Source organism: Vibrio sp. 1F279, from assembly GCF_041439815.1.
In the GTDB taxonomy this organism is placed as follows: domain Bacteria; phylum Pseudomonadota; class Gammaproteobacteria; order Enterobacterales; family Vibrionaceae; genus Vibrio; species Vibrio tasmaniensis_A.
Genome location: NZ_JBGOOU010000008.1, coordinates 1 through 21,462 on the forward strand (window position 1 = coordinate 1; position 21,462 = coordinate 21,462).

General features: G+C 45.4%; 20 protein-coding genes and 1 other annotated feature. Of the genes, 11 read left to right on the plus strand and 9 right to left on the minus strand.

What is annotated here, in order from left to right; genetic code table 11:
- Positions 1-319: 319 nt before the first annotated feature.
- The 3 genes from pgsA to uvrY are packed head-to-tail and all read right to left on the minus strand — an operon-like array spanning position 320 to position 3,416.
- Complete coding sequence (gene pgsA, locus ACED60_RS08040; RefSeq protein WP_012604331.1) at positions 320-877, minus strand: CDP-diacylglycerol--glycerol-3-phosphate 3-phosphatidyltransferase; 558 nt, start codon at positions 875-877, stop codon at positions 320-322.
- Between the two features lie 46 nt (positions 878-923).
- Entirely contained in the window at positions 924-2,756 is a 1,833-nt protein-coding gene (uvrC, locus tag ACED60_RS08045) for an excinuclease ABC subunit UvrC (protein WP_017098191.1), read from the minus strand.
- Between the two features lie 15 nt (positions 2,757-2,771).
- Positions 2,772-3,416: a UvrY/SirA/GacA family response regulator transcription factor gene (gene uvrY / locus ACED60_RS08050; RefSeq protein ID WP_004729778.1), complete on the minus strand. Its 645-nt coding sequence runs from the start codon at positions 3,414-3,416 to the stop codon at positions 2,772-2,774.
- Positions 3,417-3,844: 428 nt separating this feature from the next.
- Between uvrY and ACED60_RS08055 the strand changes: the two genes are divergently transcribed.
- Positions 3,845-6,208, plus strand: a complete 2,364-nt coding sequence (locus ACED60_RS08055) for a DNA polymerase II (RefSeq protein WP_371727284.1) — start codon at positions 3,845-3,847, stop codon at positions 6,206-6,208.
- A 146-nt stretch (positions 6,209-6,354) separates the two neighbouring features.
- On the opposite strand, the gene ACED60_RS08060 is transcribed toward ACED60_RS08055, so the two are convergent.
- Positions 6,355-7,122: a nucleotidyltransferase domain-containing protein gene (locus tag ACED60_RS08060; protein WP_371727285.1), complete on the minus strand. Its 768-nt coding sequence runs from the start codon at positions 7,120-7,122 to the stop codon at positions 6,355-6,357.
- A gap of 137 nt (positions 7,123-7,259) precedes the next feature.
- Between ACED60_RS08060 and yeiP the strand changes: the two genes are divergently transcribed.
- From yeiP to ACED60_RS08075, 3 genes are all read left to right on the plus strand, one after another.
- A complete protein-coding gene (gene yeiP, locus ACED60_RS08065; protein ID WP_009848748.1) occupies positions 7,260-7,829 on the plus strand; it encodes an elongation factor P-like protein YeiP in 570 nt (189 codons plus the stop codon).
- Between the two features lie 10 nt (positions 7,830-7,839).
- A complete protein-coding gene (locus tag ACED60_RS08070) occupies positions 7,840-8,169 on the plus strand; it encodes an HI1450 family dsDNA-mimic protein (RefSeq protein ID WP_012604336.1) in 330 nt (109 codons plus the stop codon).
- A gap of 89 nt (positions 8,170-8,258) precedes the next feature.
- The gene (locus tag ACED60_RS08075) at positions 8,259-8,750 is read left to right on the plus strand and encodes an RNA methyltransferase (protein ID WP_004729783.1); all 492 of its coding nucleotides are present in this window, start codon (positions 8,259-8,261) and stop codon (positions 8,748-8,750) included.
- A gap of 162 nt (positions 8,751-8,912) precedes the next feature.
- Here the strand turns inward: ACED60_RS08075 and rluB are convergent, their stop codons facing one another.
- The 3 genes from rluB to ACED60_RS08090 all read right to left on the minus strand — a co-directional run bounded on the left by rluB (position 8,913) and on the right by ACED60_RS08090 (position 11,638).
- On the minus strand, positions 8,913-9,941 hold the full coding sequence (gene rluB, locus ACED60_RS08080; protein WP_017104066.1) for a 23S rRNA pseudouridine(2605) synthase RluB: 1,029 nt from the start codon (positions 9,939-9,941) through the stop codon (positions 8,913-8,915).
- A gap of 159 nt (positions 9,942-10,100) precedes the next feature.
- Positions 10,101-10,721 carry an L-threonylcarbamoyladenylate synthase gene (locus tag ACED60_RS08085; protein ID WP_371727286.1) on the minus strand — a complete coding sequence of 207 codons (621 nt, stop codon included), beginning with the start codon at positions 10,719-10,721 and terminating at the stop codon, positions 10,101-10,103.
- A gap of 62 nt (positions 10,722-10,783) precedes the next feature.
- The gene (locus ACED60_RS08090; protein WP_009848752.1) at positions 10,784-11,638 is read right to left on the minus strand and encodes a PHP domain-containing protein; all 855 of its coding nucleotides are present in this window, start codon (positions 11,636-11,638) and stop codon (positions 10,784-10,786) included.
- A 120-nt stretch (positions 11,639-11,758) separates the two neighbouring features.
- Here ACED60_RS08090 and ACED60_RS08095 point away from each other — a divergent pair, with 120 nt between their 5' ends.
- The 7 genes from ACED60_RS08095 to trpA all read left to right on the plus strand — a co-directional run bounded on the left by ACED60_RS08095 (position 11,759) and on the right by trpA (position 18,898).
- Positions 11,759-11,884: a trp operon leader peptide gene (locus ACED60_RS08095; protein WP_009848753.1), complete on the plus strand. Its 126-nt coding sequence runs from the start codon at positions 11,759-11,761 to the stop codon at positions 11,882-11,884.
- Positions 11,831-11,945, plus strand: a sequence feature (Trp leader region). It overlaps the preceding gene by 54 nt.
- Positions 11,946-12,070: 125 nt before the next feature.
- Positions 12,071-13,660, plus strand: coding sequence for an anthranilate synthase component 1 (locus tag ACED60_RS08100; protein WP_371727287.1), 1,590 nt, complete (start codon positions 12,071-12,073; stop codon positions 13,658-13,660).
- Between the two features lie 2 nt (positions 13,661-13,662).
- Positions 13,663-14,289 carry an aminodeoxychorismate/anthranilate synthase component II gene (locus ACED60_RS08105; RefSeq protein WP_017104070.1) on the plus strand — a complete coding sequence of 209 codons (627 nt, stop codon included), beginning with the start codon at positions 13,663-13,665 and terminating at the stop codon, positions 14,287-14,289.
- Between the two features lie 9 nt (positions 14,290-14,298).
- Positions 14,299-15,294 carry an anthranilate phosphoribosyltransferase gene (gene trpD / locus ACED60_RS08110; protein ID WP_371727288.1) on the plus strand — a complete coding sequence of 332 codons (996 nt, stop codon included), beginning with the start codon at positions 14,299-14,301 and terminating at the stop codon, positions 15,292-15,294.
- Between the two features lie 25 nt (positions 15,295-15,319).
- On the plus strand, positions 15,320-16,771 hold the full coding sequence (gene trpCF / locus ACED60_RS08115) for a bifunctional indole-3-glycerol-phosphate synthase TrpC/phosphoribosylanthranilate isomerase TrpF (protein WP_371727289.1): 1,452 nt from the start codon (positions 15,320-15,322) through the stop codon (positions 16,769-16,771).
- Between the two features lie 130 nt (positions 16,772-16,901).
- Positions 16,902-18,092 (plus strand): tryptophan synthase subunit beta, encoded by a 1,191-nt coding sequence (gene trpB, locus ACED60_RS08120; RefSeq protein WP_009848758.1) that lies wholly within the window; start codon positions 16,902-16,904, stop codon positions 18,090-18,092.
- Entirely contained in the window at positions 18,092-18,898 is an 807-nt protein-coding gene (gene trpA / locus ACED60_RS08125) for a tryptophan synthase subunit alpha (RefSeq protein WP_135383021.1), read from the plus strand. Before trpB ends, trpA begins: the two co-directional genes overlap by 1 nt.
- A gap of 116 nt (positions 18,899-19,014) precedes the next feature.
- On the opposite strand, the gene ACED60_RS08130 is transcribed toward trpA, so the two are convergent.
- The gene (locus tag ACED60_RS08130) at positions 19,015-19,812 is read right to left on the minus strand and encodes a slipin family protein (protein ID WP_004729804.1); all 798 of its coding nucleotides are present in this window, start codon (positions 19,810-19,812) and stop codon (positions 19,015-19,017) included.
- A 69-nt stretch (positions 19,813-19,881) separates the two neighbouring features.
- Positions 19,882-21,288: a nodulation protein NfeD gene (locus tag ACED60_RS08135; RefSeq protein ID WP_371727290.1), complete on the minus strand. Its 1,407-nt coding sequence runs from the start codon at positions 21,286-21,288 to the stop codon at positions 19,882-19,884.
- Positions 21,289-21,462: the final 174 nt, after the last annotated feature.

The following is a 21,462-nucleotide window of genomic DNA, read 5'->3' on the forward strand; positions in this document are numbered from 1 at the left end:
AACCGAGGTCCACGGATTTGCAATCCGCTGCATAGCCACTCTGCCAAGGCGCCTTAGTAACTCCAATCGAATCGCTTATTGCCATCCTCTTGGGTACGGGATGCATTCTACGGATTCGAGCGTTTGAGTCAATATTATTTTTATATTTTTAATTCGTTTGAATAGATTTTATACGAAACAGGCTAAATAGCTGACTTTGTGTGCAAAGCACTTTGTGGACAGGCTATTCAAAGGAGATCTATATCACATTAGATATCCACTATTGATAATTTAACCTTAGGTTAAAGATCAAAAAAGCGAGCCTCAGCTCGCTTCTTCATCAATGGTGTTTTTCGTCTAACAAATCATCTTTGGCGGCCATCAAGTATTGCGCCATTGACCAGTAAGTAAGAACGGTTGCAACATAGAGTGCAATGTAACCCACCCAAACCATCCAGTCGTCGTATCGCCAGATAAGTACCCAAAGAGCGAACATCTGAGAAACGGTTTTCACTTTACCAACCCAAGATACCGCAACGCTTGCACGTTTGCCGATTTCAGCCATCCATTCACGAAGCGCCGAGATGATAATTTCACGACCAATCATGGTCACCGCAGGAATAGTCACCCAGATCGAGTGATAGTGCTCGGTAACTAAGATAAGAGCAGTAGCAACGAGCACTTTATCCGCCACGGGGTCAATAAAGGCACCAAAGCGAGACGTTTGTCCTAGTTTACGAGCCAGCATGCCATCTAGCCAGTCAGTAAAACCCGCTACCCAAAACACCATTGCAGCAGCAAAAGGAGCCCATTCATAAGGTAGGTAAAAAACAACAACGAATACTGGGATTAAAAATAGTCTCAGTAAGGACAAAATGTTAGGTATATTCAAACGCATATTATTAGGCTCTTATCAATTGCGCTTTAATGGTGCGGGATTTTTACTATTGTTTCAATGCTTGATAAATGTTTTCTGCCAAAGAATGACTAATGCCCGGCACTTTGGCTATTTCTTCGACAGTTGCACGCTTAAGTTCTTGTAAGCCACCCATATATTTCAACAAAGATTGACGACGCTTAGGCCCTACCCCTTCAATTCCTTCAAGTGCACTGGTTCTACGCGTTTTACCACGTTTTGCTCTGTGCCCGGCAATAGCATGATTATGGCTTTCGTCACGAATATGTTGGATAAGGTGTAGCGCTGGCGCATCACTGGGTAAATTGAACTCTTCGCCTTCAAGAGTCACCAAGGTTTCTAAACCCGGTTTACGCGTAACCCCTTTGGCTATACCCATCATTCTTGGTCGAAATGGCCAATCACCCCAATATTGAGAAATGATCTCATGAGCGCGGTTGAGCTGACCTTTACCACCGTCGATAAAAATGATGTCTGGGATCTTATCGACATCAAGTTGCTTCGAGTAACGCCTCTCAAGCGCCTGAGCCATTGCCGCGTAATCATCACCACCGGTAATGCCAGTGATGTTGTAACGGCGGTATTCCGGCTTAACAGGGCCTTCCTGATTGAACACCACACAAGACGCTATCGTACTTTCACCCATGGTATGACTGATATCAAAACATTCCATCCGTTTAATCACATCCATCGACAACACTTCTTGAAGCTCTTTAAAGCGCTGGTTGATGGTCATCTTGTGATTAATTTTGGTGGTAATAGCCGTCAATGCATTGGTATTCGAGAGTTTAAGGTAACGACCTCGAGTACCTGAAGGGTTGGTATTGAAGTGAATCTTACGACCCGCCACTTCACACAAGGCTTCTTGAATCGGTGTGATATCTTCCATCAAATCGGCATTGAGAATCAAACGAGTTGGGATGGTTCTCGCTTCATTATGCGCAAGATAGTATTGGCTTAAAAAGCTCGAAAAAACCTCTTCTCGCACCGTATTGGTGGGAATTTTCGGGAAATGGCTTCTACTGCCTAAAACCTTGCCTTGGCGAATCATCAAGATATGAATACACGCTACGCCATTCTCTTGAGCAAAGCCCAACACGTCCATATCTTCCATTGAATCGTCGGATACATATTGTTGTTCTTGCACGCGTCGAATCGCTTGGATTTGGTCACGGAACGCGGCAGCTTGCTCAAAGCGAAGCTCTCGGCTTGCTGTGTCCATCTTTTCGATGAGCGTCTCAAGGACTAACTTGTCCTTCCCTTGCAAGAACAGACGAACGTAATCGATAAGTTCACTGTACTCTTCATCAGAGATGATTGAGCTGACACATGGCGCAGCACAACGGCCAATCTGATACATCAAACACGGGCGCGTTCTATTGGCATAAACGGTATCTTCACACTGACGGGCAGGGAAAATCTTTTGGATTAGGTGTAGCGTCTCACGCACAGCGCCGGAATCAGGGTAAGGACCAAAGTATTCGCCCTTTTTCTTCTTAGCACCACGATGCATCGACAAACGAGGATGCTTGTGACCGCTAATAAAAATATAAGGATACGACTTATCATCACGCAAAAGTACATTGTATTTAGGCAAGTACTGCTTGATGTAGTTGTGCTCAAGAATAAGCGCTTCTGTTTCCGTGTGCGTTACAGTGACGTCGATCTTGTCAATATTACTGACTAGAGCGCGTGTTTTTTCACTGTCGACTTTTTTACGGAAATAACTGGAAAGGCGTTTTTTGAGGTTCTTAGCTTTACCGACGTAAATAACGACAGCCTCGGCGTTATACATTCGATAAACGCCGGGCTGCTCTGTTACTGTCTTGAGGAATGAGACTGAGTCAAACAAGTTGGTCACTATACGATCTCAGTGTTAAAGGGTCTCAGTGTCTAACATTCCATGTCTAATCGCTAAATGCGTCAGCTCTACATCGCCACTGATATCCAGCTTACTGAACAAGCGGTAGCGGTAACTGTTGACTGTTTTAGGACTTAGATTGAGTTGTTCTGAAATATCCGTCACTTTCTGACCTTTAGTAATCATCATCATGATTTGAAGTTCACGCTCAGATAAGTCTGCGAATGGATTTTCAGACGCAGGCGAGAATTGGCTCAAAGCCATCTGCTGCGCAATTTCTGGTGAAATGTATCGTTGGCCACTATTAACCACTCGAATTGCATTTACCATTTCATCCGGACCTGCCCCTTTAGTAAGGTAACCAGCAGCTCCAGCTTGCATCACTTTAGTTGGAAACGGATTTTCCGTATGAACAGTTAAAACGATGATTTTAACATCAGGGTTGAAACGCAAGATTTTCTTGGTTGCTTCTAAGCCACCAATACCAGGCATATTCATATCCATCAAAATAACGTCAGTATTGTTAGTACGACACCATTTTGCAGCATCTTCACCGCTTTCAGCTTCCCCTGCTACGTTCATTCCACGGACGTCTTCAATAATACGTCGTATCCCTGTGCGAACCAGCTCGTGATCATCTACAAGGAAAACATTTATCAAACTTGTATCTCCACACTATTAATTGGCTCTGCAACCACTGTTCCTTTGTTCATCTGTTTGAAACAATTGAACAAAGGAACAGTGAATCGCAGCATTGAGTACATCTTAACTTAATTACTAAAAAAAAGCTCTGTTGAATATGTGCTGAAACACGAACTTTAGCAAGTACTTATTAACAAATAAGCCAACTAAAACAACAAGCTTTTTCTAAAAATCAACCAGTTAAAACAACACCCAATAAAATTACACAAGATAAAGACATTTTCAATACCATTGAATAGCCATTCGCGACAATTTCACTTATTTGCTTATAGAGTCCCGTTATTTGCCTCTGTTAACTAGAATTTAGTTAGTATTTTTGCTGCCTGTTATGCGCTGAGGGTCGCTAGGTGGTAGTATTCGATTCCCAATTTCAATAGGTTACTACATTGGATATTCAGCAAGGCTTTGTACTCACAAGACAAGCAAGAGACTTTTCAGGGCGCACACAAATCGACTTGTGGTTAAGCACCCCTCAAGGCCCTACTCTACTGACAATTCAAAATGAAAAGCCTGTATTTTTTGTCGCGCAAACTGATGTTGAAGCATGTCAGGCTATCGCAGCGAAAGAGTCTATCAATTGCCAGTTAAAGCCTTTGGAGCTAGCAACATTTGACCAAACCCCTTTAGCCGCTTGTTACTCTTCCTTATCGAGAAGCAGCTTCGGGTTAGCTCAAGCCTTTAACGGTGAAGAGATCCAAACCTTTGAAGGTGATATTCGACTGGCCGATCGTTTCTTGATGGAGCGCTTTATCAAGGGCAGTATCGAATTCACAGGCACTATCACTCCAAAAAGACAGCATCGCAGAGTATCGAACGCAAAATGTCGAGCTGGCGATTACTTGCCAAACTTGTCTGTGGTTTCGCTTGATATTGAGTGTTCGGAAAAAGGCGTGCTTTATTCCATCGGCCTAGACAGTCCAATGGATAGCCGAGTGATAATGATTGGCGACCCACAACAAGCCGACACCAATATCCAATGGGTTGCCAACGAGAAAGCGCTGCTTGAAGCTATGATTGCGTGGTTCTCCGAGTTTGACCCAGACATCATCATCGGTTGGAATGTCATTGATTTCGACTTTAGGCTGCTGCACAAACGTTCAGAATGGAACGAAGTGAAACTCAGTATTGGTCGCGACAATCAACCGAGCTTCTTTCGCAGCTCCGCACAAAACCAGCAGGGGTTCATTACCATTCCTGGTCGCGTGGTCTTAGATGGTATCGATATGCTTAAAACAGCAACCTACCATTTCAGGTCATGGTCTCTTGAGTCCGTGTCACAAGAGTTACTGGGCGAAGGCAAAGACATTCATAATGTTCATGACCGCATGGATGAAATCAATCGAATGTTTAAGTTCGATAAACCTTCACTTGCCAAGTACAACCTTCAAGACTGTGTGCTAGTAAACCGAATCTTCGAACACACTCACCTACTCGATTTTGCTATTGAACGTTCTCGCTTAACTGGTGTTGAACTTGATCGCGTTGGCGGCTCTGTCGCTGCTTTTACTAACTTATACATGCCTCAGATACACCGAGCGGGTTACGTCGCGCCGAACTTAGAGCCTGAGAACTGGATCGCTAGCCCCGGTGGTTATGTGATGGATTCGATTCCCAACCTTTATGACTCTGTGTTGGTACTCGATTTTAAGAGCCTTTACCCATCGATCATTCGTTCTTTCTTAATTGACCCGATGGGGTTAATTGAAGGACTAAAGTTAGAGTTAGGCTCTGAAGAAGACCAAGCAGTGGCTGGGTTTCGTGGCGGTCAATTCCACCGCTCTAAGCACTTTCTACCAGAGATGATCGAAAATCTCTGGGCAGCGCGTGATGTCGCAAAGAAAAATAACGAGAAAGCTTTTTCTCAGGCGATTAAGATCATCATGAACTCTTTCTATGGTGTGCTGGGTTCTTCTGGTTGTCGTTTCTTTGATACTCGATTGGCGTCATCGATCACCATGCGTGGTCATGAGATCATGAAGCAAACCAAGGTTCTGCTCGAAGATAAAGGGTATCAAGTAATTTACGGAGATACCGATTCAACTTTCGTGTCTCTTAATGGCAGTTTTGAGCAAGAACAAGCAGACGAGATTGGTCACTCTCTTGTGGCTTACATCAACGACTGGTGGACGAATCACCTGAAAGAGGTCTACAACCTCACCTCGATACTTGAATTGGAATACGAGACCCATTACCGCAAGTTTCTAATGCCGACAATTCGGGGCTCTGAGACAGGATCGAAGAAACGTTATGCAGGCTTAATCAATCAAGGTGACCAAGAGAAGATCATTTTTAAAGGCCTTGAAAGTGCACGAACCGATTGGACGCCTCTCGCACAACAGTTCCAACAAACCTTGTATGAGATGGTCTTTCACGACCAAGATCCAAGTGATTATGTTAGACAGTTTGTCGATGAAACATCCGCAGGCAAACACGATGACCTACTGGTTTATCAAAAGCGCTTGCGCCGTAAATTGCATGAATACCAGAAGAACATTCCGCCACAGGTTCGCGCAGCAAGATTAGCCGATGAGATCAATGCTCAGCTCGGTCGCCCACTTCAATACCAAAACAAAGGACGTATTGAATATTTGATTACGCTGAGTGGCCCCGAGCCCAAGGAGTATTTGAAGAGCGGTATCGATTATCAACATTACATCGACAAGCAGATTAAACCGGTCGCAGAAGCGATTCTGCCATTTATAGGGTTAGATTTTGAAAGAGTCAGCGGCCAGCAGCTAGGTCTGTTCTAGATTGAATCCTCTTTAGAGGCGACATTAAACTCGATATACCATTAAAACTCGATATACCATTAAAACGAAAAAAGCAGAGGAGTGCTTAACTCGCTCTGCTTTTTCATATCAATGGATAGCTTACGATCTTGATAGCTTACGACCCCCTATCCGATTCGAAACTCAGTTTTCTGATACTGCTTAACCAGCCATTCACCAAAGCCATCAAGAATCCCTATTACTGAACGTTTAGGAATCGCACGCCCAGACAGCAAAATACCCAATCTTTGAATCTCGACTTCTTTCTCTGGATGATATCTCAAGAACTGTTGACCGCACTCCATAGGCGCATCGAACCAGTTCTTGTCTCGGTACATAACCAAAGAATAACTGGCTCGCAGAAGCTTCTTGGCAATAATCACCTGCGCGGCGACTTGCTGCTCTGGTGTTGTTGCTCGGGCGATCTTATTGCGATACACCGCTAACCAGTTTTCCGCATCCATATTCCAGTGCTTAGCGATTTCCCAACTTGTTTCAAAATCACCATAACAATCAGATAAGTCTTCACCATGCACGCACACAGCTAAATGCTTGAGCATAAAGCCCCACGTAAAGATGTTGTCAAAATCAACTATCTCGCTCACCAAGGTAGTTTTGATCGCCACTTGTGTGACCTGAGGGAAGCTCTTTTGGAAGCGCCATTTAATGGTATTCAGCAGCGTGGTTCGTTGGTCTGGGAAAGAACGACGAGTAACCACAACCACATCTAGATTCGAGCGACCGACAACGGCTTGCTTGCGTGCCACACTGCCATAAACATAGACACTGTGCAGATTAGAACCTAACCCACCTTTTAGAAAGGTAATCAGATCGTTAACCACAGGTTGAAATTCAGGTTGAAATGGCTGTGTTGGGTCAATAACAGGTAGCTGCATAGGTCGTTTCGGTAAATAAAATAATGATTTAACTGTCTCTCTATGATCGCTTAGGTGACTTTATGATTCAAGCTATTCCTATTTATAGCGTCTACGAGATATAATCACCGGATAGACCCAATAAGGACAAACACAAAATGCCTAGAGCAAGTGAGATTAAAAAAGGTTTTGCGATCAATGTTGATGGCAAAACAGTACTAGTTAAAGATATCGAAGTAACAACACCAGGTGGCCGTGGCGGTCAAAAGATTTACCGCTTCCGTGGTCACGATGTAGCAACTGGCGTTAAAACAGAAGTTCGTCACAAGGCTGACGAAATCGTTGAAACGATCGACGTAACTAAGCGTGCGGTGATGTTCTCTTACGTTGATGGCAACGAGTACATCTTCATGGATAACGAAGATTACACACAATTCATCTTCAACGGTGAAATGATCGAAGACGAACTGCTGTTCATCAACGAAGATACGCAAGGTATGTACGCGATTCTTATCGACGGTACTGCGGCGACTCTTGAGCTACCAACTTCAGTTGAGCTAGTAATCGAAGAGACAGACCCTTCAATCAAAGGTGCTTCTGCTTCAGCTCGTACTAAGCCAGCTCGTCTGTCTACAGGCCTTACTGTTCAAGTTCCTGAGTACATTGCAACTGGCGACAAAGTTGTTGTGAACACAGCTGAACGCAAATACATGAACCGCGCAAGCTAAGATACTGATTATGACCGAAGCTAACGACCTAATGTCTTACGACGACGCAATTGACACTGCATACGACATCTTTCTAGAGATGGCTGCTGATAATCTTGAACCTGCAGACGTGATCTTATTCACCGCTCAGTTTGAAGATCGTGGCGCTGCAGAACTTGTTGAAACTGGTGACGATTGGGTTGAACATGTTGGCTTTGAAGTCGACAAAGAGATCTACGCTGAAGTACGCATTGGTCTTGTAAATGAAGCTGATGATGTCTTAGATGACGTATTCGCTCGTCTACTGATCAGCCGTGACCCTGAACACAAGTTCTGTCACATGTTGTGGAAACGCGACTAGGCTCTTCTTAAACCAGCTCAGAGTACTGAGCTGGTTTTCTTACGACTTCATAGCCTCATCACTTTACCAAACTGCAACTCTACAAAATTATGACCAAAGCAAAGACAGATACCCTATCCAAAGGCTATGCCTGTGTTGGATTAGTAAATCCCAAAACCCCTGAAAATGTTGGCTCAGTAATGCGAGCAGCTGGTTGCTACGGAGCAAACTCTGTATTTTATACTGGCACCCGTTATGACCACGCTCGACAATTTCATACCGACACCAAAGAAAAGCATCTTGAGTTGCCTTTGATTGGTGTTGAAGATCTTAAAGATATTATTCCTGTTGGCTGCGTGCCCATCGCGGTTGATTTGATAGAAGGCGCTAAACCTCTACCTGATTATAAGCACCCACCTCGTGCTTTTTATATCTTCGGCCCTGAAGATGGGACTCTGAAAAAAGAGATCACGGATTTTTGTCGTGAAACCATCTACGTCCCGACTAATGGCTGCATGAACCTTGCTGCCGCGGTCAATGTTATTTTGTATGACCGCATGGCAAAGGGTGACAACTTCTCGAATCATTTGAAAGTGACCTAATATCAATCGTAGCGAGTCAGCCGAGTTGGCTGGGCACTTCTACCTGATCAAGCACTTCCACATGATTTGAACTGCGCCATATTCAAGACATAAAAAAACCTGCTAAATTAGCAGGTTTTTTTTGTATTCGAAACGTTGGATTAAGCTTCAGAATCCACGTAATTACTTACGTGATCTTGGCTTAGCCGGTTTAGCCGGGCGTCCGTTGTTCAGTTTAGGCTTTTTGGTAGACTGAGGTTTACCATTGGTCGCTGGAGCACTACGACCTGAATCAGGTGTTGTAGTACCGCGAGTTGCAGGCTTCTTACGCTTAGTCTGGTTGCTACGGCCTTTAGGAGCATTTGCGCGCTCTTCGTGACGTTTAACAGCACGACGAATTTTCTGGCTGCGAGAACGCTCACGCTTACGAGAAGTGTTTGCAGGATCAAGATCCAACAGTGTCTCTTTTTCTGGCTGAAGTTCAACAAGCTCACGCAAGTAGTTTACTTCTTGAAGATCTAGCTCTTTCCAACCGCCACGAGGCAGTTTCTTATCAAGGTAGATATCACCGTAACGTACACGTTTCAGACGGCTTACTGTTGTTTCTTGTGATTCCCAAAGACGACGAACCTCACGGTTACGACCTTCGTTAATTGCTACGTAGAAAGTATGGTTCATACCTTCACCGCCAGCGTAAACCACATCTTCGAAACGAGCCATACCATCTTCAAGTTGAACGCCACGAGTCACGTTCTTAACTTTTTGCTCGGTTACTTCACCAAATACACGTACTAGGTACTCACGCTCAACCTGACGGCTTGGGTGCATTAGGCGGTTTGCTAGTTCACCATCGGTTGTGAACAACAGTAGGCCAGATGTGTTTGCATCAAGACGACCAACTGAAATCCAACGAGAACCACGGATCTTAGGTAGACGATCGAAAACAGTACGGCGACCTTCAGGATCGTGACGAGTACAAAGCTCACCTTCAGGTTTGTAGTAAGCAAGTACACGACAAACCACTTCTTCAGAGGCTTTGCCTGTAATAGTGTGGCCATCGATACGGATCACTGAGTTCTCGTCTTCAAGACGCTCACCCAATTTCGCAACTTGACCGTTAACACTTACACGACCAGATTTGATTAAACCTTCTAGTTCACGACGAGAACCGTGACCAGCTCGCGCTAAAACCTTCTGTAATTTTTCGCTCATTTACTCTTTTCTACCTAATTGTCGTCTTCACAGACGTCGAATGAATTTTTCGCGACCAAATCGCGGTCGCGTATTATCGCAAATAACCTGCCAAAAAGCACTTGTTATTTACTCTGGCAGGTTTGCTGTTTCGTTACAGACTGTTAATCAGTAACGCTATTATTCAAACGGTGCTGGATCACCGGCACCACGACGTAAAACAACGGCGTCATCGTCACTGAAGTCAATAACCGTGGTTGGTTGTTCACCTAAGTAGCCGCCATTCAAAATGACATCAACCGCATGCTCTAGGCTGTCACGAATTTCTTCAGGATCCGATTCAGTGGTCTCGTTACCCGGAAGAATCAGAGACGTCGACATCAATGGCTCGCCCATTGCTTCTAGAAGATCTAGGGCAATTTTGTTGTCCGGTACACGAATACCGATCGTTCTACGCTTAGCGTTCATCAAACGCTTTGGCACTTCTTTTGTTGCTTTGAAAATAAACGTGTAAGCACCTGGCGTGTGCGCCTTAAGTAAACGGAAAGCCACGTTATCTACTCGTGCATACAGTGACAACTCAGAAAGGTCACGGCATAACAAAGTGAAATTGTGCTTATCATCGATTCGACGAATTTTACAGATGCGTTCGAGTGCTTGTTTATTTTCAAGCTGACAACCCAGTGCATAACCTGAATCTGTTGGATAAACCACAACGCCGCCATTGCGAATAATCGCAACCGCTTGAGTAATTAAGCGCGCTTGTGGGTTATCTGGGTGTACATAAAAAAACTGGCTCATTGTTGATCCTCGTTATCGAATCTCTCGACTCTATCATCAGAAGGAGCTGGTTCACCTAAAGACTATTCAGATGGTGAAACCGTTTGAAACTCCCAATCTTTCCATACTTCTTCGACCCCAGAAGGTAGCCAGAGATTACGTCCAAGTTCCATCCATGGGGATGGGTAATGGAAGTCGCTGCCTTGGGAGGCTAATAGTTTGTATTGTATAGCATAATCCGCAAGTGTGCGTCTTTCTTGTTGTGCTTGCTGAGGTTGAGCCACTTCCATAGCGTCACCATTTGCTTCAACAAATGCAGCGAGAAGGCGTTTAACCCACTTGGCAGTAAGGCCATATCGCGCAGGGTGAGCTAATACCGCTTGACCACCAGCAGCATGAATAGCCGTGACAGCATCACTCATTGAGCACCATGTTGGCGGCACATAGCCTGGGTTATTGCGCGTAAGAAACTTTTTAAACACCTGCTGCATGGTTTTCGCGTAGCCATTGTCGACTAACCATTTCGCAAAGTGAGCTCGAGTAATTGGTGCATCACCTGCAATCAACTTAACCTCTTCTAACACACCTTCACGAGTCGCTTTCTCAAGACGTTGAGCAATCATCTCTGCACGTCCGACACGGTGTTGCTTCTGTTGTTCAATTAACGCTTTCAATTCTGGTGATTCAGGATCGACGTTTAACCCAACAATATGGATATCTTTGTTTTGCCAAACGGTTGAGATCTCGATGCCGTTAATCAACTGAATAGGAAGATTGTTATCAGCAATATAGCTGCGTGCTTCTGCAAGTCCATCAGTCGTATCATGATCTGTAATCGCTAACGCTTCGATGTTAAAGCCTAGCGCTCGGTCAATCAGTTCAGGTGGAGTAAGTCGGCCATCTGAGGCTGTTGTATGACTATGTAGATCAATTCTCATATATTCTTTTTCATTGTTTTCAATTTTTATCGTTATATTTGTGTCAACGCACTTGACCTGCAAGCACAAAACTAGTTAACTAGTACACAAATACGAAGTATCACATTTGATAGGTTCACTATGTTACAAGAATTTAACCAAAACCATAAAGATAAAGTTTTAGAACTTTCTTCAGTAGAAGCAAGTTCAGAGCTTAATTGGTGGCGCACTTGGACAAGTTCTTGGTGGGCTAACGTGTACTTCTAATTAAACAGTTTGTTTATAAAAAAGTTATCACTAAGCCCGCTTTCATAGCGGGCTTTTTAATTTGTCGAACATCTCACATTCAACTGACCAACAAATCAACGAATTGACCATATTCTAGATTGGGTGAAAGGTATCTTTATGCGACTATGTACGGCAGGAAATTTAAAGAATCATAAAGGAGGTCTTGTGAACAAGGCCATTGAAATCAAAAAGCTGGGAACCATTGAGGTCATCAATTCTTCCGTTCCTTACTCGCAAGATCCAACCAGTGTTTTTCATACTCTGTGTGAAAACAAAACAGACAGTCTGTTGTTGGAATCTGCTGAGATTGAATCTAAACAGAACCTGACAAGCCTACTCCTTATCGACTCTGCTGTTCGCATCGTATGTCGCGGACATGAAGTAACCTTTCAAGCGTTGACTCAAAATGGTCAAGCGCTAATCGAACACCTAGCTCAAAACGTTAAAACAGAGATAAAATCTGACCTTACGGATAACGTATTGACGCTGACTTTTGTCGAACCAAGCAACGAATTAGACGAAGATTCACGTTTAAGAGAAGCGTCTTCATTCGATGCACTGCGTTTGGTTCAGCATAGCTTTGAGCAAGACGCGAATAACAAACACGCGTTATTCATGGCTGGCCTATTCGCTTACGACATCGTGGCGAACTTTGAACCGCTAGGCGATGCTGAAGCAACCAACAATTGTCCTGACTTTGTTTTCTACGTTGCCGAGACTCTATTACGTTTCGACCACCAAGAAAACGAAGGCCTACTTCACGCGAGCTTGTTCGCTCAAGATGAAACCATTAAAGCGCAATTAACTAAGCGCCTAGCCGACATTCAAACACAGTGTCAGTCATTGAAAGCCATCACCGAAGTAACGCCGCTCGACAATGTTGACGCTGTACCAAGCGTTTCAGATGAAGACTTCTGCCAAACGGTTCGTGATTTAAAAGAATACGTCGTTAAAGGCGATGTATTCCAAGTGGTACCTTCACGTCGCTTCACGCTACCTTGCCCTGCTCCACTGGCGGCTTACAAAGAACTCAAGCAAAGTAACCCAAGCCCTTACATGTTCTATATGCAAGATGAGCTGTTTACTCTGTTTGGTGCATCTCCAGAAAGCGCGCTGAAGTACGAAACTGAAACCAACCAAATCGAGATTTACCCAATTGCTGGTACTCGTCGTCGTGGTAAGCGCCCGAATGGGCAAATTGATTTCGACCTAGATAGCCGCATCGAACTTGAACTGCGTACCGACAAGAAAGAAAACGCGGAGCACATGATGCTGGTCGACCTAGCGCGTAACGATGTGGCACGTATTGCCGAAGCTGGCACTCGCCACGTAGCAGACTTGCTGAAAGTTGATCGCTACAGTCATGTAATGCACTTGGTTTCTCGTGTGGTTGGTCAACTACGTGAAGACTTAGATGCCCTACACGCTTACCAAGCTTGTATGAACATGGGTACGCTAACGGGTGCACCAAAAATCCGCGCTATGCAGCTTATCCGTGACGTAGAAAAAACACGTCGTGGTAGCTACGGCGGTGCAGTTGGTTACCTAACTGGTGAAGGCACGTTAGATACTTGTATCGTGATTCGCTCTGCTTACGTTGAAGATGGCGTGGCACAAGTACAAGCGGGCGCAGGTGTGGTATTCGACTCAGACCCACAAGCAGAAGCAGATGAAACTCGCGGCAAAGCTCAAGCGGTCATCTCTGCGATTCAAGCAGCTCATACTAAAAACCTAACAACTAAGAAGGAGTCGTAATCATGGCTGATATTGTATTCATCGATAACTTCGACTCGTTCACTTACAACCTTGTAGACCAGTTCCGTTCATTAGGTCACAGCGTGAAAATTTACCGTAACAACATTCCTGCAAAGGTAGTTGAAGCGGCGATCAATGAACTAGACAACCCTGTTGCATTGCTCTCGCCAGGCCCAGGCGCTCCGGCTGATGCGGGCTGCATGCCTGAGCTGATTCAGCTACTAAAAGGCAAAGTGCCAATGATTGGTATTTGCTTAGGCCACCAAGCGATTGTTGAAGCCTACGGTGGCACCGTTGCAGGCGCTGGCGAAATCATTCATGGTAAGGTGTCGATGATGGAACACCAAAATCATGCGACTTACCAAGGCTTACCTTCGCCACTGGCTATCGCTCGCTACCACTCTTTAGTAGCAACGCATGTATCTGATAGCTTAACAGTGACCGCTGAAGTCGATGATTTGGTAATGTCTGTGGTTCAAGAACAAGACAAGGTGTGTGGATTCCAATTCCACCCTGAATCAATTATGACGACCTACGGTGCAACGCTTCTAGCAAACGCTATCGAATGGGCTCTTGAGAAACCTATTCATTTAGAGAAAAGCTCTCCCCTTGAGAAGACAGGAAAATAGGACGAAATCATGGAACAGATTAGTAAACTTTACGAACAGCAGTCTCTTACTCAAGAAGAAAGCCAACAGTTATTTGATGTGATCATTAAGGGTGAGCTAGACCCAATCTTGATGGCTTCTGCTCTGACTGCATTGAAAATCAAAGGCGAAACGCCTGATGAGATCGCTGGCGCGGCGAAAGCACTGCTTGCCAATGCAAACCCGTTCCCACGCCCTGATTACGATTTCGCAGACATCGTAGGTACAGGTGGCGATGGTCACAACACCATCAACATTTCTACAACTTCTGCATTTGTAGCAGCAGCGTGTGGCTTAAAAGTCGCGAAGCACGGTAACCGCAGTGTATCGAGCAAATCAGGCTCTTCTGACCTACTGGATTCGTTTGGCATCAACCTAGCGATGACCGCGGAAGACACTCGTACGGCAGTCGATGAGCTTGGCGTAGCATTCCTATTTGCTCCGCAATACCACGGTGGCGTGCGTCACGCGATGCCTGTTCGTCAAACTATGAAAACACGTACTATCTTCAACATCCTTGGCCCACTGATTAACCCTGCTCGCCCTAACATCGAGCTAATGGGTGTTTACAGCAAAGAGCTAGTACGCCCTATCGCGGAAACCATGCTGCAAATGGGCATGAAGCGTGCTGCCGTTGTGCACGGTAGCGGCCTTGATGAAGTGGCTATTCACGGCGAAACCATCATTGCTGAAATCAAAGACGGCGCCATTCACGAATACACAGTCACACCGGCAGACTTTGGTTTGAACACTCACCCTCTTGAAGCAATCAAGGGCGGCGAGCCAGAAGAGAATAAAGCCATCACAACCGATATCCTAACGGGTAAAGGCACTGAAGCCCAAGTTGGCGCAGTAGCCGTGAACGTTGCTCTATTGATGCGTCTATTTGGTCACGAAGACCTAAAAGCTAACGCACAACAAGCAATTGACGCGATGAACTCTGGCAAAGCATACGAGCTTGTACAAAAGCTTGCTGCACACGCCTAACGAACGACGAATTGAGACAAAGAACATGACACAGACTACCGATAAATTGTCGACCCACGTTTCAGTCAAAGAAGCTGAAATGGCGGAAGTACTAGCAAAAATCGTTCGTGATAAATACCAATGGGTTGAAGCGCGTAAGCAGACCCAACCACTGGACGAGTTTAAAGCATCGTTAACCGCAACAGACCGCAGCTTTTATGATGCACTGAGCGGCGAACAAACGGTTTTCATCACTGAATGTAAGAAGGCCTCTCCGTCAAAAGGTTTAATCCGTGACGAGTTTGATTTGGACTACATTGCATCGGTGTACAACAACCACGCCAACGCCATTTCAGTACTGACAGACGAGAAGTATTTCCAAGGTGACTTTGAGTTTTTACCTAAGGTTCGCAGCATTGCTAAGCAGCCTATCCTGTGTAAAGACTTCATGGTTGATACCTACCAAGTTTACTTAGCTCGTCACTACTCTGCAGATGCTATCTTGTTGATGCTATCGGTATTAGATGACGAAGAGTACCAAGCACTTGCTGAAGTTGCTCACTCTCTAGATATGGGTGTACTAACCGAAGTCAGTAACGAAGAAGAGCTTCACCGCGCAGTCGCTTTAAAAGCAAAAGTGATCGGTATTAATAACCGTAACCTACGTGACCTTTCGACGGATCTGAACCGTACTAAAGAGTTGGCCCCGCTGATTCGCGAACTGGCTCCAAACGCAGTCGTGATTTCAGAGTCTGGCATCTACACACATCAACAAGTTCGTGACCTTTCAACGTTTGCAGATGGCTTCCTAATCGGCAGCTCTCTTATGGCTGAAAAAAACCTAGAGCTTGCGGTGCGTAAAGTAACACTCGGTGAAAACAAGGTGTGTGGTTTAACTCACTCTGATGATGCCGCGAAAGCGTATCAAGCTGGTGCGGTATTCGGTGGTCTGATTTTCGTTGAAGCGTCTAAGCGTCATGTTGATATCGAAGCGGCTCGTTTAACCATGAGCGGCGCACCGCTGAACTACGTGGGTGTGTTCCAAAACCACAGCGTAGCAGACGTTACGAAAACGGTATCTGAGCTAGGCCTATTTGCTGTACAACTGCACGGTGATGAGTCTCAAGCATTTGTCGATGAGTTAAAACAATCACTGCCTGAAAGCGTTGAGATTTGGAAAGCTTACGGTGTGGCTTCTGGTGATGAAAACGGTGCTAAAAGCGCGCTACCAGAATTACTGAAAAGCAACGTGACTCGTCACCTACTAGATACTAAAGTGGGTTCTCAAACGGGTGGTACAGGCCAAGCGTTCGATTGGAGCCTAATCAACGACCAAAGCGCAATCATGTTGGCGGGTGGCCTAAACCCAGAAAACGCTAACCAAGCGGCTAAGTTGGGTTGTTTAGGATTAGACCTAAACTCTGGCGTTGAATCAGCTCCAGGTAAAAAAGACGCAGACAAACTGCAACGCGCTTTTGCAGCGATTCGTAATTACTAGTCCAAGCTCGACTCTAGGAATTAGAAAGCAGAAATTAAAAACATATTTGTGAGCTTTGCTTTAGCGAAGCTCAAACAAGATTAAATGACTTGGTGTGAAGACACATCAATAGAATTGAAGGAATAACACAATGGCTAAACTCGATGCCTACTTCGGTGAATACGGTGGTCAATACGTACCGCAGATCCTAGTGCCAGCACTAGACCAACTAGAACAAGCATTTATCGATGCACAAGCCGATCCTGAGTTCCGCAGTGAATTCATGACGCTTCTGCAAGAGTACGCAGGTCGTCCAACGGCACTAACGCTAACGCGTAACCTGACTAAAGGTACAAAAACTAAACTGTACCTAAAGCGTGAAGATCTACTTCACGGCGGTGCTCACAAGACAAACCAAGTACTTGGTCAAGCGCTGCTAGCAAAACGTATGGGTAAGCAAGAAATCATCGCTGAAACAGGCGCAGGCCAACACGGTGTTGCCACTGCTCTAGCGTGTGCTCTACTAGGCCTTAAGTGTCGCGTTTACATGGGTGCAAAAGACGTTGAGCGTCAAAGCCCGAACGTATTCCGCATGAAGCTAATGGGCGCAGAGGTTATTCCTGTTCATTCTGGCTCTTCAACGCTAAAAGATGCATGTAATGAAGCACTACGTGACTGGTCTGCAACTTATGAAGACGCGCACTACCTTCTGGGTACTGCGGCTGGCCCTCACCCATTCCCAACGATTGTTCGTGATTTCCAACGCATGATCGGTGAAGAAACGAAAAACCAAATTCTAGCTCGTGAAGGTCGCCTTCCTGATGCCGTTATCGCTTGTGTTGGCGGTGGTTCAAACGCTATCGGCATGTTCGCTGATTTCATTGAAGAAGAGTCTGTTCGCCTGATCGGTGTAGAGCCTGCTGGTAAAGGTATTGATACTGACCAACACGGCGCGCCGCTTAAACACGGTAAAACCGGTATTTTCTTCGGTATGAAAGCCCCACTGATGCAAGATGAGAACGGCCAAGTCGAAGAGTCTTACTCTGTATCTGCGGGTCTAGATTTCCCATCAGTTGGTCCTCAACACGCGCACCTAAATGCCATTGGCCGTGCTGAATACGACAACGTGACCGATGATGAAGCGCTAGAAGCGTTCCAATTGATTGCACGTAAAGAAGGTATTATTGCAGCGCTAGAGTCATCTCATGCTTTGGCTCATGCAGTTAAAATGGCTCACGACGACCCAGAGAAAGAACAGCTATTAGTCGTTAACTTATCTGGTCGTGGTGACAAAGACATTTTCTCTGTACACGACATTCTTAAAGAGAAAGGAGCATTATAATGGATCGCTATCAATCACTCTTCACTCGCTTAGCTGAAAAGAATCAGGGCGCATTTGTACCATTCGTAACGGTTGGCGATCCTAACCCTGAGCAGTCTCTTAAGATCATGGAAACCTTAGTTGAAGCGGGTGCAGATGCACTTGAGCTTGGTATCCCATTCTCAGATCCGCTTGCAGATGGCCCAACAATCCAAGGCGCAAACATTCGTGCTTTAGATTCTAAAGTAACGCCAGATGTGTGTTTTGATCTTATTGGTCAAATTCGCGCTAAATACCCAGAGCTACCAATCGGCCTACTGATGTACGCAAACTTGGTTTACGCACGTGGTATAGAAAATTTTTACGAACGCTGCGCAAAAGCAGGTATCGATTCAGTATTGATTGCTGATGTACCAACCAACGAGAGTGGCGAGTTTGTTGCTGCTGCGAAGAAGTTTGGTGTTCACCCAATCTTTATTGCTCCACCAACAGCAAGCGATGAAACACTTCAATCAGTTTCTGAGCTAGGTGGCGGTTACACATACCTACTTTCTCGCTCAGGCGTAACGGGTGCAGAAACAAAAGCAAACATGCCTGTGACTGCCTTACTTGATCGTTTGAACAAGTTTGATGCGCCACCAGCACTGCTTGGTTTCGGTATCTCTGCTCCTGAGCAAGTTAAAGAAGCCATCGAAGCTGGCGCTGCCGGTGCGATCTCAGGCTCAGCCGTAGTTAAAATCATTGAAAACAACGTTGAACAACCAGAAGCAATGCTTAAAGCCCTTGCGGAGTTTGTTACGCCAATGAAAGCGGCTACGCAGAAATAATCGACGGTCATTAAATAGACGTTCGTAATCAATGGTCGTAAAATAAAACCAGCGATTCAAATACTAAAAGGCTCCACAACTGTGGAGCCTTTTTTATTGCTCTTCATTTGAGCCAATCACTCATCGGCTTTCATCGCTTTCTTAATCGCTGCCTCATTGAGCGTCGCTTTGATCGGATCGGTTATCTTCTCGACCAGATCGATGGGCATTGGGAATATGATTGTGGAAGTTCGCTCATTCGCTACTTCTGTTAGTGTTTGCATATATCGCAATTGAATGGCATTGGGCGCTTGATTAAGAACCTCTGCAGCCTCTTTCAGCTTGGTTGATGCTTCTAGTTCCCCTGTTGCATGGATTACCTTAGCTCGACGAGAACGTTCCGCCTCAGCTTGTTTAGCAAGAGCTCGCACCATACTGTCATCCAGATCAACATGCTTGATCTCGACATTGGCAATCTTGATCCCCCAGTTATCGGTGTGTTGATCCAGTATCGCTTGCAAGTCTCTATTGAGCTCTTCTCGCTCAGACAACAGCTCGTCCAACTCATGTTGCCCAAGCACCGAACGCAGCGTTGTTTGTGAAAGTTGGCTGGTCGCTTCAAGGTAATTCTCAACATTGTTGATCGCCATCTTCGGATCAAGCACTCGGAAATACACCACGGCATTCACCTTCACCGACACGTTATCGCGTGTGATCAAATCTTGCGTCGGTACGTCCAACACGATAGTTCGAAGATCCACTCGCACGATTTGTTGAATGAAAGGAATGATGATAATCAACCCCGGCCCTTTCACACCGTAAAAGCGCCCAAGGAAAAACACCACTGCACGTTCATATTCGCGCAGTACTCTGAACATGCTGGCTATCAACAAGATAACGAGCACAATGACAATACCTATAGTGTGTATAAACATAACCGCCCCCTAATGGTAACGATGGTTAAGCAATAAATAATTCAATCAAGTTTGTTCTAGCATGTCGCGCTAGCTAGACTTCGATGATGTATCATCGGGCAGCGCTTCAACATCCAAAGATAGCCCCGTCAGCTTGGTCACTCTGATGATCTGCCCCACTTGCAATTCACTCGCACATTTGGCTTGCCAGATCTCACCTTCGACTAGCACACGCCCCGCACCGGGGAAACCGCTTACCACTTTGCCAGTGTCGCCTACTACCGCTTCCATCCCCGTAGTCACTGGTTTGTTTCTCACTCGGACTAGCATTGATATTGTTACGACGATAAAGGAAACAGAGAACAAACTGATCCCGATAATTAACGGCAATGCGATTTGATAACCCGGCACTTCGGTATCCATCAACATGATCGAGCCGAGCGTAAACGCAGCGACGCCGCCCAAACCGAAAATACCGAAGCTCGGGCTAAAGGCCTCTACGACCATCAAAGCAATTCCCAATAGGATTAAAGCAAGGCCTGCGTAACTCACCGGCAGCATTTGTAAGGAGTACATTGCCAATAACAGACAGATCCCCCCCAATACACCCGGTAGCCCGACGCCAGGGTTATAGAACTCAAGGAGCAAACCATAGATACCGATGAGCATCAAAATATATGCAACGTTCGGGTTCGTGATCACTGACAGCAAACTAAATCGCCAGTCTTGTTCTCGCTCGACAAAAGCAACATCACTAAGTTGGATTTCCTGACTGACCCCGTTGATGGTGATGACGCGTCCGTTACTCAGTTCAACCAATTGCTGAAGGTCGCTGGCAATAAAATCAATCACGTTAAGTGTCAGTGCGTTCTCTGAGTCTAAACTCGCCGCTTCTCTTACCGCTTTTTCTGCCCATTCTTCATTGCGATTGTGTAGCTTAGCCAAACTGACAATGTAAGCCGCAGCATCATTGATGACTTTCTTTTCCATCGCAGTGGTGGCTTTTACTTGGTCTGAGTTCTCTTGTTTTGTTTCGTCTTGCTCACCCGCTGACGTGTTGTCATCTTTATTGGCGTCGTCTTGAGGAGATAACGGACTAGCAGGCGCTTTGCCACCACCAAGCGACACAGGTGTTGCTGCACCTAGATTAGTTCCGGGCGCCATCGAAGCAATGTGGCTGGCTAGCAAGATATACGTCCCCGCGCTCGCAGCACGTGAACCCGCAGGCCCAACCCAAGTTGCTATCGGAACCGGTGACGTGGTGATGGATCGAATAATGTCACGCATCGACGAATCTAACCCGCCAGGCGTGTTCATTTTCAAAATGATGAGCTTTGCTTGCTCATCGTGAGCTTGTTCTATTTCTCTAGTGAGGTAATCACTGGTCGCCGGACCTATCCCTCCGTTCACCTCAATCACCCAAACATCATCGGCCTGAGCGAACACAGAGCTGAACAACAGAAGAAACACAAACAAGTACTTTAATATAAAAGTCATAGCCCCTCTCCTTACAACTGAGATGCTAGATAGACGTTTTATTTAAAGCGCAGAGGTAACATCTTGGTAATAAATAGATACCTTAAGCATAGTTCAGGCTAAATTTCACACAACACGTAGCTGTGGATTCACCCCAACATAGGCGTTCAAAAAACACTCGCAAATGAAATCAAA